Raw genomic sequence first — 13,600 nt, 5'->3', positions numbered from 1 at the left:
TACATTGATGGCAATGATGCTGACAGGTTGTTTGCGGGTTGAGGTAGCGACACCTGATAAACCCATTAATATCAACATGAATGTTAAAATTGAGCACGAAATACTCATTAAAGCTGATAAGCAAGTTGAAGACTTACTTAAAGAAAATAGTGATCTTTTTGGTAAGGTGGAAGCACAATGAAGACCATTTTCCAAGCGTTGATGATATCCGGTTTATTTGTTTTTTCGGCTGCTGCACTAACCGTTGATGAGGCAAAAAATCAAGGGTTAGTTGGTGAAACATTATCAGGTTATTTAGCGGTAGTTACCCACGGTAATGCGGAAGTTGATGAGCTTGTCACTGAAATTAACCGTGAGCGTGAAATCAAATACAGTGAAATTGCGAAGAAAAACAATCTAAAAACTAGGGATGTGGGTAAAATAGCGGGGCAGAAACTCGTTGAAAGAGCCGCGAGTGGGGAGTATGTACGCGGTATTAATGGTCAATGGTTGAAGAAAAAATAATATGCGCATGATTTGTTCATACGCACATCATTGTGAGGTCAATTGCGGTTAAGCGATAACCGTATCGATGCATTGACGAGCATCTTGCTGTGCTTTTTCAGCCGATTCAGTACCTAATGCAGTACCCTCAGCAAAAATAAATTCGATATCGGTGATACCGATAAAGTTTAAGAACAGTTTTAAAAATGGAACAATAATGTCAGAAGCCGTATCTTTATAGATGCCACCTCGGCTGGTTAACACAAATGCACGTTTATTTTCTAATAAACCGACTGAGCCTTGTTCAGTATATTTAAAGGTCTCTCCCGCTCTTGCAATAAAATCAAAGTAATTTTTAAGATGGGAAGGGATATTCAAATTGTACATTGGCGCAGTAATGACAATCACATCATGTTGTTTGATTTCATCGATCAATTGGTTAGATAATGCTAAATGCGCTTTCTGCTGTTCAGTTTTACTGTCACCTGGTGCGAAAGCTGCTAAAATTTCCGCATCAATCGCTGGAATTGGGTTGCTGACAAGATCACGGATGGTTATGCTATCGCTCGGGTTTTTTTCTTGCCATTGTTCAATAAAGTAATCTGCCATTTTGTTACTGTGTGAATAGTCTGCCAGAATACTTGATTTCAACAACAATACTTTTTTCATCGTTTTACCTTAAAACTCATTGATTTATATCGTAATTAATAATACAGATTTTAATCATCAATGAAAGAAAGAATTTTAGAAGAGTTATATCAAAAAAATTGATGTTGCCATTTATTCTGTGATATTGATGGCGTTTTTATCATGATGGTAATGACAGCCTATATTCAACAAAATGGCATAAAATAGTTAAATAATAAGGATTTAAAAAGTGGAATCCATGCTTACAGCCTTAGAAGCTGATATTGGACAAACTTCATTACGTGACCAACGGTTACTGAAAAAGCGTCTTCAAGGAATAGTTAAAATTCGTGATGAAAAATCACGAGTTGCAGTACTGAATGCGATAAAAGCGGATGTTGAAACAGCGAAACAAAAAATTTCGAACAAGCTGCTTAATCCACCTAAAATCGTCTATCCAGAAAATCTTCCTGTTAGTCAGAAAAAACAAGCTATTTATGATGCGATAAAACAGCATCAAGTGGTGATCATCGCGGGTGAAACAGGGTCCGGTAAAACGACTCAGATCCCCAAAATATGTCTGGAATTAGGGCGAGGTGTTAAAGGGTTAATCGGTCATACACAACCAAGGCGACTAGCCGCTCGTGCGGTAGCAACCCGTCTAGCTCAAGAGCTTGAAAGCGAAGTCGGAACTATTGTTGGTTATAAAGTTCGCTTTAGTGATCAAGTGAGTGATAGTACACAAGTCAAATTAATGACAGATGGCATTTTGTTAGCAGAACTGCAAAATGATAGGTTACTGCTGCAATATGATACGATCATTATCGATGAGGCTCACGAACGTAGCCTAAATATCGATTTTATCTTAGGTTACCTGCGCCAATTATTACCTAAACGTCCTGATCTAAAAGTCATTATTACGTCAGCAACTATCGATCCTGAACGTTTCTCTCGCCATTTTAATCAGGCACCCATTATTGAAGTGTCGGGGAGAACTTATCCCGTTGAAGTGCGTTATAGCCCGATTATGGGGGATGATAATGACAGCGACCGCGATCAAATCGATGGCATCATTGATGCTGTAAATGAGCTTGGGCAGGAAAGCTCAGGGGATATTTTGATCTTTATGAGCGGTGAACGAGAAATCCGCGATACCGCAGATGCCTTGTCAAAATTACAATTGCGCCATACCGAAATCTTACCGCTATTTGCTAGGCTATCGAATAGTGAACAAAATCGCATATTCCACCCACATGGTGGGCGGCGAATTATTTTAGCCACTAACGTTGCTGAAACGTCTTTGACCGTGCCTGGCATCAAATATGTCATTGATACTGGTTATGCGCGAATAAGCCGTTACAGTGTTAGAACCAAAGTGCAGCGCTTACCTGTTGAACCGATCTCCCAAGCTTCAGCAAATCAGCGTAAAGGTCGCTGTGGTCGTGTTTCTGATGGTATTTGTATTCGTTTATATTCTGAAGAGGACTTTTTAAGTCGCCCAGAGTTTACCGATCCTGAAATACTAAGAACCAATTTGGCGTCTGTTATTTTACAAATGACCTCAATTGGCTTAGGAGATATTAGCGCATTTCCATTTGTCGAAGCTCCGGATAAACGTAATATTCAAGATGGCGTGAAGTTATTAGAAGAGCTTGGGGCTATTCAGGCGCATCAACAGAGTGAACGCGGTTATATATTGACGGATATTGGTCGTCAATTGGCGCAACTACCGGTTGACCCACGTCTCGCTCGAATGGTGATAGAAGCGAGAAAGCTAGGGGCAGTCAGGGAAACCATGGTGATTGTGGCGGCATTATCGATTCAAGACCCAAGGGAGCGCCCATTAGATAAACAACAAGCGGCAGATGAAAAGCATCGCCGCTTCCACGATAAACAATCTGATTTCTTAGCATTCCTTAATCTGTGGGATTACTTAAAAGAGCAGCAAACCGCTTTATCAAATGCGCAATTTAGAAAAATGTGCCGCCAAGATTTTTTGAACTATTTACGCATTCGAGAGTGGCAAGATCTCTATACTCAATTGAGGCAAGTTGTTAAAGAGCAAGGTTTTCCAATTAATAGTGCAGCGGCAGATTACCGGTGTATTCATACATCATTACTTGCTGGGCTGCTATCTCATATCGGTCAAAAAGATGTGGAAAAACCAGAATTTACAGGCGCTAGGAATGCAAGATTCACTATCTTCCCCGGCTCAGGTTTATTTAAAAAGCCCCCAAAATGGGCAATGGTCGCCGAGTTAGTAGAAACGTCAAAATTATGGGGGCGGGTGGCTGCAACTATTGAGCCTGAATGGATAGAGCCGTTAGCGGAGCACCTTGTTAAGCATCATTACAGCGAACCTCATTGGTCTAAATCGCAAGGTGCTGTGATGGCCTCTGAAAAGGTCACTTTGTATGGATTACCGATCGTCGCCGCGCGCCAAGTGAATTACGGGAAAATCGACCCCTTATTGTGTCGCGAGCTTTTCATTCGTCATGCACTGGTCGAAGGGGATTGGGTTACTCGTCACGCATTTTTCAGGGAAAATCGTAAGCTATTGGCGGAAGTTGAAGATTTAGAACACAAGTCTCGTCGTCGTGATATTTTGGTTGATGATGAAACCTTGTTTGCGTTTTATGACCAGCGTATCCCTAATGATGTGATCTCTACTCGCCATTTTGATAAGTGGTGGAAGGTTGCTTCAAAACAGCAGCCCGATCTCCTGAACTTTGAAAAAAATATGTTGATCAAAGAGGATGCGGCGCACGTTTCATTGCTAGATTATCCAAACTTTTGGCATCAAGGTGAGCTGAAATTCCGCTTAAGTTATCAATTTGAGCCAGGAACGGAGGCAGATGGGGTGACAGTGCATATCCCATTAGCCATTTTAAACCAAGTACACAATGTTGGTTTTGATTGGCAAGTTCCGGGGTTACGTCAAGAACTGATTATTGCGTTGATTAAATCATTACCTAAGCCTGTACGTCGGAATTTTGTGCCTGCACCTAATTATGCCGCGGCATTTCTTGAAAGAGTACCGACACCAGATGGTAGCCTACTTGATAAGCTTGAGCGTGAATTACGTCGCATGACAGGGGTGACTGTTGAACGTGATGCTTGGCAATTAGACCAACTACCTAGCCATTTGAAAATGACATTCCGCGTAGTGGGTGAAAAAAATAAAACCATCGCTGAAGGTCAAGATCTGGATGAATTGAAAAATCGGCTCAAAGAAAAGGTACAAGAAACCCTTTCCGAAGTGGTTGATGATGGCATTGAACAAAGCGGCTTACATATCTGGAGCTTTGGTGAGTTACCTCAACGTTACGAACAGAAACGAGGAGGGTATTCTGTTAAGGCTTATCCGGCCTTAGTGGATGAAAGAAACAGTGTTGGGATCCGCGTTTTCGAAACCGAATTTGAACAACAACAAGCGATGTGGGGTGGTGTACGTAGGTTACTGTTACTGAATATTCCATCGCCAATTAAATACTTACATGAAAAACTCCCGAACAAATCTAAACTGGGATTATATTTTAATCCGTATGGAAAAGTTTTAGAGTTAATCGATGATTGTATCGCCTGTGGTGTTGATCAACTCATTGCGACTTATGGTGGCCCTGTGTGGACGGAAGATGGGTTTGGCAAGTTACAAGAGTTTGTGCGGGCTGAACTCAATGATGCAGTTGTACAAATCGCGAAACAAGTTGAGCAAATACTCACTGCGGTATTTGCAATCAATAAACGCTTAAAAGGACGCGTTGACTTTGCGATGGCAATGGCACTTTCGGATATAAAAGGGCAGATGTCTAACTTAGTCTTTAAAGGCTTTGTCACTGAACATGGTTGGAAACGGCTTCCTGACGTGTTCCGTTATTTGAATGGTATTGAGCGCCGATTAGAAAAACTGGCGATTGATCCTAATAGAGACCGTGCCCAAATGAGTAAAGTGGAGCATGTGACACAAATGTGGCAGCAATGGAAGGCGAAACTGACACCAGTACAACAACAATTACCGGAAGTACAAGAGATCCGTTGGATGATCGAAGAGTTGCGTATAAGCCTATTTGCACAGCAGCTTGGTACGCCGTATCCGATTTCGGATAAACGGATTATTCAATCAATGGAAAATTTAAGTCAGTCACTTGTATAAAACACAGAGTTAGATGATAACCTTCAAAACCCCATCATGATGCTAAAGATGGGGTTTTTTTATCGTTATCGGTTATGGATAAACAATTTGTAATGTCGCAGTTGCATTGGCTTTCCCCGCACTAACAGAGGGGTGGATTTGCACATATTGAGCTTCGAAATAAATGGCATAGGGGGAGCGGTCAAAGCTAGTTCCCAAATTAAAGACTTTATTTAGAGGGATTGGCTCACCTTGAAAACGCAGTTGTAAACCAATCCCTTGGGCGCTATCAGGTCTTTTATCTAGTGCAATCACAGAATGATCTGCACTGTGACTGGCTCGCCCACTAAGGATAATGCCCACAGGGGTTTCTCCACTACAATTTAGCGTAAGATAAAAAGAGACGGGGGCGGAATGGCTACCAATCCCCCTAAACTGGCTCTGTTTGACTTTCTTCATTTTTACTCGTTTATGTTTTTCGAGCAGTTCACAGCTAGGCGTAACAATCTTTGTATTTAGGAAACGATAACTTTGAACAGGTAAATGGCCAATTGATGCTTCAATCAGCCGATGAGAGCTAAGTATCCCTGAACCTGTGATGTTTTTTGTTTTCACCAATTGTACTCGGATCCCATTTAATGCATTACCACAATAGCTATAACGATGAGAGGTAATGTGGCAAGCATTGGGTGAGTCATTAACAAAAGGTAACTTATCTCGGCTAAATGCCGCTCCCTGTGGGATAAAGCGAAGGCCAATGCCGTCAATATTTGTTTGATAAATTGAGTTATAACCATTTGATAGTAATGGGAACTGGCCATTTTCCCATTTTGCTTGAACGGGTGAGCGACAATCTACCATGATTGGATTGTCACTAAGACCGTTTAAGGTCACCTCTTGGATCACCGACCCTACCGCTAATCGATGAGGTACAGTTACCGTACCGAGGGATAACACAGTATGATGTGGCGTGAAATTTGGCACATATTGGCATTGAGAAGCATAAGCGTTATGTGTAACGAATATACAGCAAGGCCATAAACGAGAAATTAAAGTCATCATAAAGCTTCCTTGCGCTGACAAATCACCGGAACATGGTAAAACCCTTGATTCAGATCTGTTTCTAATAGTTGGTATTGAAATTCACATTGCTGCGATTGTTTTGCTCCCCATTTCAATTTTATTGTGCCTGATGGCTCAAGCCCACTTAAATAGACTTGGCCCATATCGTTAATAATCCCTACATTAATATCATTGCTTGTTAGTTCTCCTTTTTCTGTTACGAGGCTGGCAAGCGCACCAAAAGGGGCCAATTTCCCATCCGCAAGCTGAATAGTAAAGAAAGAGCGTTTGCCCCGTTTGACGGGGAAGTGAACCAGTACCAATGCCCCTTTCGTTGGTAAAATAGATTGAAAACTCGTTTCAATTTCAGTATCTACAGGTAAGGTCTGTGTATCAATAACAAAGTTATTACGCCGATAAGGTTGTAGCTGATTGATAATCGCATGGCCTTTGCTATCGGTATTGGTATTGAGTTGAGCATCCAAACGGACGTCTTGTGTATCAGGTACAACCAATAAAGCGGAAGTTTCCCCACGACTCGGTGTTAGCGTGATGCCATACGGATGAGCCACCACTGAACTTCGAAATCCATAGTGCAATTGATGCTCTTGTTTGTAGCCATAACCCGCATTTAAAATAAATTTATTATGATGATACTGAGTATAAAATCGTGTGTCTGATTCATTTTTCGGCCTCATACAACAGCGGTTATTTAGAGAGTTATGCTGTAGAGTATAAGAAATAAAATTATCTTCTAGGATGGCTCCCGTTAATGTTGCTTGCTGGCTTTGATAGTTATTTGGCGCATATTGTGATTGGTAACTAAAATGCGTATTAGGCAACCAAGCGTTCACCGGAATAATTATGGAAGCAGAAAAGATATACTCTGGTTTTTGCTCAATGATAGAATAATTTGACTGGCAGTTAAGGCTAAAATGGTATTCGTTTATATTGCCTGAATAATTGAGATTATAGGCCCACTGATATCCTCTTTGCTCTCTAAACCTCTGTTGCGATGCTGATAATGATATATTTCCAAAATAACCTAACCCTTGTGATAAATGTAGCTTAATGATCTGTTGAGGGTAGGCGGTGTTAGATAAGTTTATTTTATCCAATACATCAGTGAACTGCCGTAACTTAGGGTTATCGGTCCATTGAACATTAAATGTAAACTCAGTTGCGGTGGGCGTGATTAACTTTGAATATTCAAACTGATAACTATTTGATTTATTTTTCTGACTGTAGGATTGTGTCCAATCAATAGTCAAATCGCCAATTTCATTGGCTGAAAATGAACTGCCTAATATCAGTGATTTAAAAGGTGATGAGAAAATAGAACCAGTATACGCAGTGATATTATTGTTAATACCATATTTTATTTCGCTATGAAAAAAATAAGGTGGTGCAGAGCGTGAGCGGTTAGAGACCATTCCACTGTTTAAGGCATAGCGAAATTGGCCTTTTTTGATCATCAGTGGCGAAGAAGAAAAAGGGTATTGGTATTGACGAACTCGACCACTAGACTCAGTGATCGTCATTTCTAAGACGCCTTTATGGGCTAATGGTTTTAATTGATTTAGTGTAAATGGCCCTGCAGGTAAATAATCATTATAAATGATAATATTATTTTGCCTTACAGTCACCTGAGCCGGACTATGATTAATGCCTTGTAATATGGGGGAATAATATGCATCATAATCCGGAAACATTAATTCATCATTAGAGAGTGAGATCCCTTTAAAAGAGTATGGTATAAAAAATGAGGAGGCAAGGTAATACTCGCCTAAGATAAATTGACTTTTTAAGGACCTAATCGGGTAGGATAAAGTTGTATTATAACTCTCCCATTGTTGGTGTGAGTTTGAATAGACTAAATTATTTCTTAGGCGCCATCCTAGATAGTTAATACCATTTTGCAATGCCAGGTTAAAGCTATTATTGTCATTAATGTACTTATTCGAGTTATAACTTCCGGATAGGTTATAATCAATATAAGCTGACGTTACGCCATCATCCCATTGTGATTGAAGGTTATTCTCATTAGTGTCACTATTTAAGTAATGATGAGGGATATTGATATCCAACGTTAAGTGATTAAAGTCAAAATGATGAGAATAACCCTCGATAATTGTTGAAAGGTGGCTAGCTAGGTTGTCATTTTTATCAAACGCCATTGTATTTAATGTTTTTTCATGCAGGCCAATTTTTAATAATTGATTTCGACTGAATATTGGTACTAACTGTTGATCTATATATTGAAAACTTACATTTTCAGTAAATAGTCTAACATTGTTGACAATAACATCAACGGCATAAATCCCTTCGGGTTGATTATCTAGATTTAATATAATATTTTCAATGTCATTAATATTTTCAATGTTATCAAGTGCCTCAAGATTAAAATATTCAGCATATGCCAAAAGTGGAGTCGTGATTAAAAACAGCATTAATAAAGTGATATTATTTTTTTTCATCATCATTAAAGAGTTGTTGAGAAATTAATTGTGTTTTACCGCCATAATCATTTAATGCGCTCCAAGAAACAGAATTCAATTGAGGCAATACTATTTTCCAAGATAATTGCCCAAAGGGGGCTATCATGCCAGGCTCTGCAATCTCTTTACCATTAAGGTATAGTTCTCGCAGCGTAATATAGTGCCCAGTAGGATTTGTTGCCGTTACTTTTTGGTTATTATAGCTAAATGTGACCTCTTTAAATGCAGATTCGGCACTGCTATTTAAAGATTCAGGCCGATAAAATAGCTTGAAACTGGATTTCACAACAATATGTAAATTATTTTCTGTATTTTCATGAATGGCAGGAAGAGACTTGATATGTAACCAGTAGAGAGTTTCTTGATCAGTTTGGTTTAATGGCGCCACTTTTATCACTCTTAATTTATTTAATGAGGCAGGTTTTAGCTTAAATAGTGGTGGTGTAATAATAAAATCATTAGACCGTTGATTATCTTTTTCAACCCATGATTGAATAAGGTAAGTCGTTTGCTCCTCAGGGTTCTCAATAGATAATGATATTTCCCTATCGTTTTCAGGATAAACAAACCGTGTGCCATTAATAATAATTCCGGCATAAGAGAGAAAAGGAAGCAATAATAAAAAGGTGACTGTTATTTTCATGATAATTAATGAGAGAGAAGAAAACCTCTCTCTCATCTCCTCTTTTATTGATAAATAATGCTGAAATGCGCTAATGCATCTGCTGAGCCGGGAATGATTTGATCACTGGTTGCAATATATTTAGCCACAAAATTCATTTCTACCGTTTTACTTGGGGTTATTTCTTTAAACTGGCTTCCCCCATTTAGTGGTATACGGCGAACACTATTTTCTTCATAAAGGCCTATTGCAATACCTGTTGCAGCAGGTGAGGTTGCATTTGGTGATAATCCTAATAAAGAAGGGTTAGCACTATCACTTTTACCATCAAACTTAAATTGAATTTTCTTATAATCGGTAGGGCAATTAGATAATGTTATTCTAAATGGTGTTGCTGCGGCAGCACTATTTTTATTAGTAAAAGCGGCTACAGAAACCTTCCCCATATTTACCACTTTATGTACAGAATTAGTATCAACAGAGCACGCCGTTGGAATTATACTGCCAACGAACTTTATTTCACCATCTGCTGAAAAAGAAATAGAATGATTAAAAAATAAAATAAGTAATATATATTTTAATAAACTGTTCATTGTATGACCTTGTAAATTATTTGCTGTGTGATTTCTATCAGTATATGTTGCTGATTGAGCGCAATATAATAAGTCTATTTTTTATGTTAAAAAGGGGTAAATTGGCGTGCACAAAACCAAATGATTTGATATCGACTTTCTTTTTCATCCTAAAATTTTGTTTTTAACATTTGCATTATGAAAATGATTTTCAGCATGATACTCCGTTTATTGTTCTTAAAAATTAAGAGTAGGGTATAACCGTTAAATTTTTAACGATTATAGCATCAAAACATACTACTTTAGTTACAACATGCTAGTTGTTTGAAGAGTACCTAATGAAACAACAGTGCCAATACAAAAAATAACGTGACTAGGCTAACTAAGAATTAAATGGGAAATCAATCCAAGGTAGGGTGAATAGGGGGGAAATGGTAAATCAGAGTCTCTATTTACTCCCTTTGCTAGTTTTAGCAGAGAGAGTAAAAACACAAACTGTCTGTATGGGAAATGAGCAAAACACTACAGTGTTTTACTTGTTACGCTATGCAAATAGGGCGAGCCATTGGTTTTTACGGCGTTTAAAGAGAATGGGTGTAACTCCTTTGAGCCTTTCTCATTTAACTTCTGGCGACATCTAATTTTTCTGGCACAGGCACTATTCGAAAAATGAAGCTTATTGATTTTTTTAACTTTAGCGCTAAAACCAATGTCTTGTGATGATTGAATTCTCTCATTTTTGGTTATGGTATATGAATGTTCATTACGTAATATTAAGTGCATGTTACCTCCTGAATGCAATCATTAGATAATATATGATTCACTTACAAATGATTTAAAAAAGCGCTGCTAGAACTAATGAAGGAAGAAGTATCGATGAGATCACTACACTGAATACTAGAGCCTTTTCAGTGTAGTGATTGTAGTTGAAGCTAGAATAGATAGTAGGTTGCGGGCACTGCCCCCGCGATAATAGCCAGAGCGATAATCTTTTCAGCCATATTAAGTGGAGCTTGTTGGGATTGCTGAGTTCGCGCATACCAAAAAACAAGTATACCAGGCGCATATAAAACGACAGACAGCATAAGGTTGATCAGTCCAGAAGCATAAAGCAGCCAAAGACCATAGAGGCTGGCCACCATTCCAACCATCAGTAGCAGCTTATTATGGCGTTCAAAAGCGACTTTTATGAGAAAAGCACCCACTAAAAAGTAAGGAACCAAAATCATCTCAGAAGCGATTGTTAGGAGCGTATTGTAATTACTCCCACTTAGCCAAATTAAGACTAGAGAAAGCTGTACGGCACCATTTGTTAACCACAGGGAGGAGGATGGAGCATCATTCTTATTCAGTTTATTGAATATTTTAGGGAATGATTGATATTGCGCTGCGATATAAGGCACTTCGGCAGCCATAATTGTCCAACTCAGGTATGCTCCACACACAGAGATAATAAGCCCCGCTGCGATAATGATCTCACCACTTGAACCAATTAAACCTACCATTAAATTGGCCATTGATGGATTTTTTATTTCAGCAAGCTCAGCCCTTGGCATAAGGCCTAACGAGAGAAGTGTCACTAGGATATAGATGATTAATGCAGAACTAACGGCGAAAACAGTGGCTAAGCCAACATCACGGCGGTTTTTGGCGCGAGCAGAGACAACGACAGCTCCTTCGATACCAATAAACACCCACAACGTGATCAACATAGTGTCTTTAACTTGCTGCCAAACAGGCACTCCGAGGGAAATCCCACTAAAATCTGCATCGAACACACCAAGTTTGAAAGCGACAAATGCTAGGATAATAAATAGCCCTAATGGGATTAATTTTGCCATAGTGGCTAGCTTATTAATTCCCGCCGCCGTTTGAACACCACGCAACACTAAATAGTGCACAATCCATAATAAGATGGATTCACCAACTAAGGCTTGCCAAGTGTTACCATCGCCAAAAATAATCCTATCGGGTGTATCAGTAAAAAAGCTGATGGCCGCAAAAACGATAACTAAGTAAGAGACATTAGCGATAACCGCACATAGCCAATAACCCCATGCGGAACAAAAACCAATCAGTTCACCGAAACCTTCTTTTGCATAAGTAAAAATGCCCCCATCAAGATCTGGGCGTATACGAGAAAGTAGCAGTAGAGAGAAAGCTAAAAATAAAATGCCAATGCCTGTAATTGACCAGCCAATGATAAGTGCCAAAGGGCTGGCAACTTCAGCCATATTTTGTGGAAGGCTAAAGACACCTGCACCCACCATTGAGCTGAGAACTAATGCGGTGAGTGCTGTAAGACTGAGTGTATGTTTCAATGTATGTCCTGGTTATTCTACAATCAAAAGTTAAAATAACGTTAAATCTACAATTTTATAATGTATTTAAGCTGGAACAATTTTAAATTATAGATTGTTTATCTGTCGTACTGATAAAGTGAGGGGGATTCTACGAATGAAACGACGGTTATGCAATGGAAAACTATTCAGTTTGATAAGATTTTTATTCAGTGGGAAAATCAGCAGTCAAACGTTTTTTTCAGAAATAAAAAAGCCAGCTCGAAAATGGAGCTGGCTTGGTTAGTTAGTATACTTATTACTTAAAGAGGTCAGCGCTGATGGTTACGCTACCGCCATTTGACTGCCACTCACGTGTGATATGGAAGTATTTGGCACCTTTAGCTTCAGCACGTTTGGCAATTTGATAACGCACTTCTGGTGTATTGGTGTAATAACCCGAGAAAGTGATCGAATCAAATGGAACCATTTGTGCAGCAGCGGTTTTATTAACTTCTTCGATAACATAGCCACTTGGCAATGTTACGCTGGTTTTGCCTGGTGCACTGCTTGATGTTTCAAAGAAACGACCAACGGCAGTAGTTGGTTCTTCAGATGAAGCAACGCCAGGAATACGTACTTTTTTGGCGGCTTCACCACCTTCCGCTAATAATGCTTGACCCGCTTCTGAATCTGCTGGTACGACAGCTTCCTCTAGCTGAACTTGGCGCTTAGGCGCATCTTTTTTATAGACATAAGCGGTAGCTAGGGTATTTCCACCATCATTTACAGCGATGTTACGAACAACATAGAATGATGCTGCGCCTTTTTCTTTTGCTTTCTTCGCAATAGCTTCATAAAGATCAGGCTGAGAAGGGTAGAAACCACTGACGGTAACAGCATCAAATGGTTCATACTGTGTTGCGTCTGCTTTTGACATCTCTTCAACGCCACCAAATACGCGACGTTTGCTTTCTTCCACAGATTTTGCATCTTTTTGGTAAAGATCTGCAACAACGCGCATGTTACCGCTATCACCCACATCATCAAGGCTCTGGATATAGAAAGCGTAAGCGCCTAATTTATCAGCCCGGCGTGAGACGGCATCGGATGCTTCATAAATAGCATTAAAGCGCCCAGTCACTGTTATGCGCTCATAAGGTTTTAACTCTTCAGCCTGTTTGGGCGTCAGTTCAACAGCTGCCTGTACAGCAGTAATACTGGTTAATGATAACACCGCGGCTGCGATGGCCGTAGTTTTCAGCTTCATACAAAATCCTTCCGACTTGCGCAATTTATTTTAAAAGTGCTGAACTTTAGTTGTA

The 13,600-nt window shown here is 39.5% G+C and carries 10 protein-coding genes; 3 read left to right on the top strand and 7 right to left on the bottom strand.

From position 1 onward, the window contains the following. The first annotated feature begins 7 nt into the window (after window positions 1–7). Both I3B46_RS11445 and I3B46_RS11440 read left to right on the top strand, forming a co-directional pair. Window positions 8–181, top strand: a complete 174-nt coding sequence (locus I3B46_RS11445) for a YnbE family lipoprotein (RefSeq protein WP_004919554.1) — start codon at window positions 8–10, stop codon at window positions 179–181. Further along, a complete protein-coding gene (locus I3B46_RS11440) occupies window positions 178–504 on the top strand; it encodes a YdbL family protein (RefSeq protein ID WP_004919556.1) in 327 nt (108 codons plus the stop codon). Before I3B46_RS11445 ends, I3B46_RS11440 begins: the two co-directional genes overlap by 4 nt. 48 nt (window positions 505–552) lie before the next feature. Here the strand turns inward: I3B46_RS11440 and I3B46_RS11435 are convergent, their stop codons facing one another. After that, window positions 553–1,152 carry an FMN-dependent NADH-azoreductase gene (locus I3B46_RS11435; RefSeq protein ID WP_004919558.1) on the bottom strand — a complete coding sequence of 200 codons (600 nt, stop codon included), beginning with the start codon at window positions 1,150–1,152 and terminating at the stop codon, window positions 553–555. Window positions 1,153–1,369: 217 nt separating this feature from the next. Here I3B46_RS11435 and hrpA point away from each other — a divergent pair, with 217 nt between their 5' ends. Then, on the top strand, window positions 1,370–5,263 hold the full coding sequence (gene hrpA / locus I3B46_RS11430) for an ATP-dependent RNA helicase HrpA (RefSeq protein WP_169342267.1): 3,894 nt from the start codon (window positions 1,370–1,372) through the stop codon (window positions 5,261–5,263). Between the two features lie 72 nt (window positions 5,264–5,335). Here hrpA and I3B46_RS11425 read toward each other — a convergent pair whose 3' ends face one another. The 6 genes from I3B46_RS11425 to ydgH form a co-directional block, all read right to left on the bottom strand. Next, entirely contained in the window at window positions 5,336–6,304 is a 969-nt protein-coding gene (locus I3B46_RS11425; RefSeq protein ID WP_158660883.1) for a fimbrial protein, read from the bottom strand. Then, complete coding sequence (locus tag I3B46_RS11420) at window positions 6,301–8,787, bottom strand: fimbria/pilus outer membrane usher protein (protein WP_104873468.1); 2,487 nt, start codon at window positions 8,785–8,787, stop codon at window positions 6,301–6,303. The genes I3B46_RS11425 and I3B46_RS11420 overlap by 4 nt, the downstream gene beginning before the upstream one ends. Next, window positions 8,768–9,481 (bottom strand): fimbrial biogenesis chaperone, encoded by a 714-nt coding sequence (locus I3B46_RS11415; protein WP_081368619.1) that lies wholly within the window; start codon window positions 9,479–9,481, stop codon window positions 8,768–8,770. The genes I3B46_RS11420 and I3B46_RS11415 overlap by 20 nt, the downstream gene beginning before the upstream one ends. 8 nt (window positions 9,482–9,489) lie before the next feature. Beyond that, window positions 9,490–10,017: a fimbrial protein gene (locus I3B46_RS11410; protein ID WP_004919568.1), complete on the bottom strand. Its 528-nt coding sequence runs from the start codon at window positions 10,015–10,017 to the stop codon at window positions 9,490–9,492. 911 nt (window positions 10,018–10,928) lie between these two features. After that, window positions 10,929–12,317 (bottom strand): amino acid permease, encoded by a 1,389-nt coding sequence (locus I3B46_RS11405; protein WP_088499315.1) that lies wholly within the window; start codon window positions 12,315–12,317, stop codon window positions 10,929–10,931. A 277-nt stretch (window positions 12,318–12,594) separates the two neighbouring features. Next, the gene (ydgH, locus tag I3B46_RS11400) at window positions 12,595–13,545 is read right to left on the bottom strand and encodes a DUF1471 family protein YdgH (RefSeq protein WP_004919577.1); all 951 of its coding nucleotides are present in this window, start codon (window positions 13,543–13,545) and stop codon (window positions 12,595–12,597) included. Between the last annotated feature and the right edge of the window lie 55 nt (window positions 13,546–13,600).

The organism is Providencia sp. 2.29 (genome assembly GCF_015832305.1).
Classification (GTDB): domain Bacteria; phylum Pseudomonadota; class Gammaproteobacteria; order Enterobacterales; family Enterobacteriaceae; genus Providencia; species Providencia stuartii.
Note: the sequence above shows the minus strand (reverse complement) of the source record. Positions and strands in the feature narration are given on the sequence as shown.

Bases quoted from the DNA above. Each gene is read 5' to 3' on its own strand.
- I3B46_RS11440 (WP_004919556.1), top strand. From the start codon at position 178: ATGAAGACCATTTTCCAAGCGTTGATGATATCCGGTTTATTTGTTTTT.
- I3B46_RS11435 (WP_004919558.1), bottom strand. From the start codon at position 1,152: ATGAAAAAAGTATTGTTGTTGAAATCAAGTATTCTGGCAGACTATTCA.
- hrpA (WP_169342267.1), top strand. From the start codon at position 1,370: ATGCTTACAGCCTTAGAAGCTGATATTGGACAAACTTCATTACGTGAC.
- I3B46_RS11415 (WP_081368619.1), bottom strand. From the start codon at position 9,481: ATGAGAGAGAGGTTTTCTTCTCTCTCATTAATTATCATGAAAATAACA.
- I3B46_RS11410 (WP_004919568.1), bottom strand. From the start codon at position 10,017: ATGAACAGTTTATTAAAATATATATTACTTATTTTATTTTTTAATCAT.
- ydgH (WP_004919577.1), bottom strand. From the start codon at position 13,545: ATGAAGCTGAAAACTACGGCCATCGCAGCCGCGGTGTTATCATTAACC.
- I3B46_RS11425 (WP_158660883.1), bottom strand. From the start codon at position 6,304: ATGATGACTTTAATTTCTCGTTTATGGCCTTGCTGTATATTCGTTACA.
- I3B46_RS11420 (WP_104873468.1), bottom strand. From the start codon at position 8,787: ATGATGATGAAAAAAAATAATATCACTTTATTAATGCTGTTTTTAATC.
- I3B46_RS11445 (WP_004919554.1), top strand. From the start codon at position 8: ATGGCAATGATGCTGACAGGTTGTTTGCGGGTTGAGGTAGCGACACCT.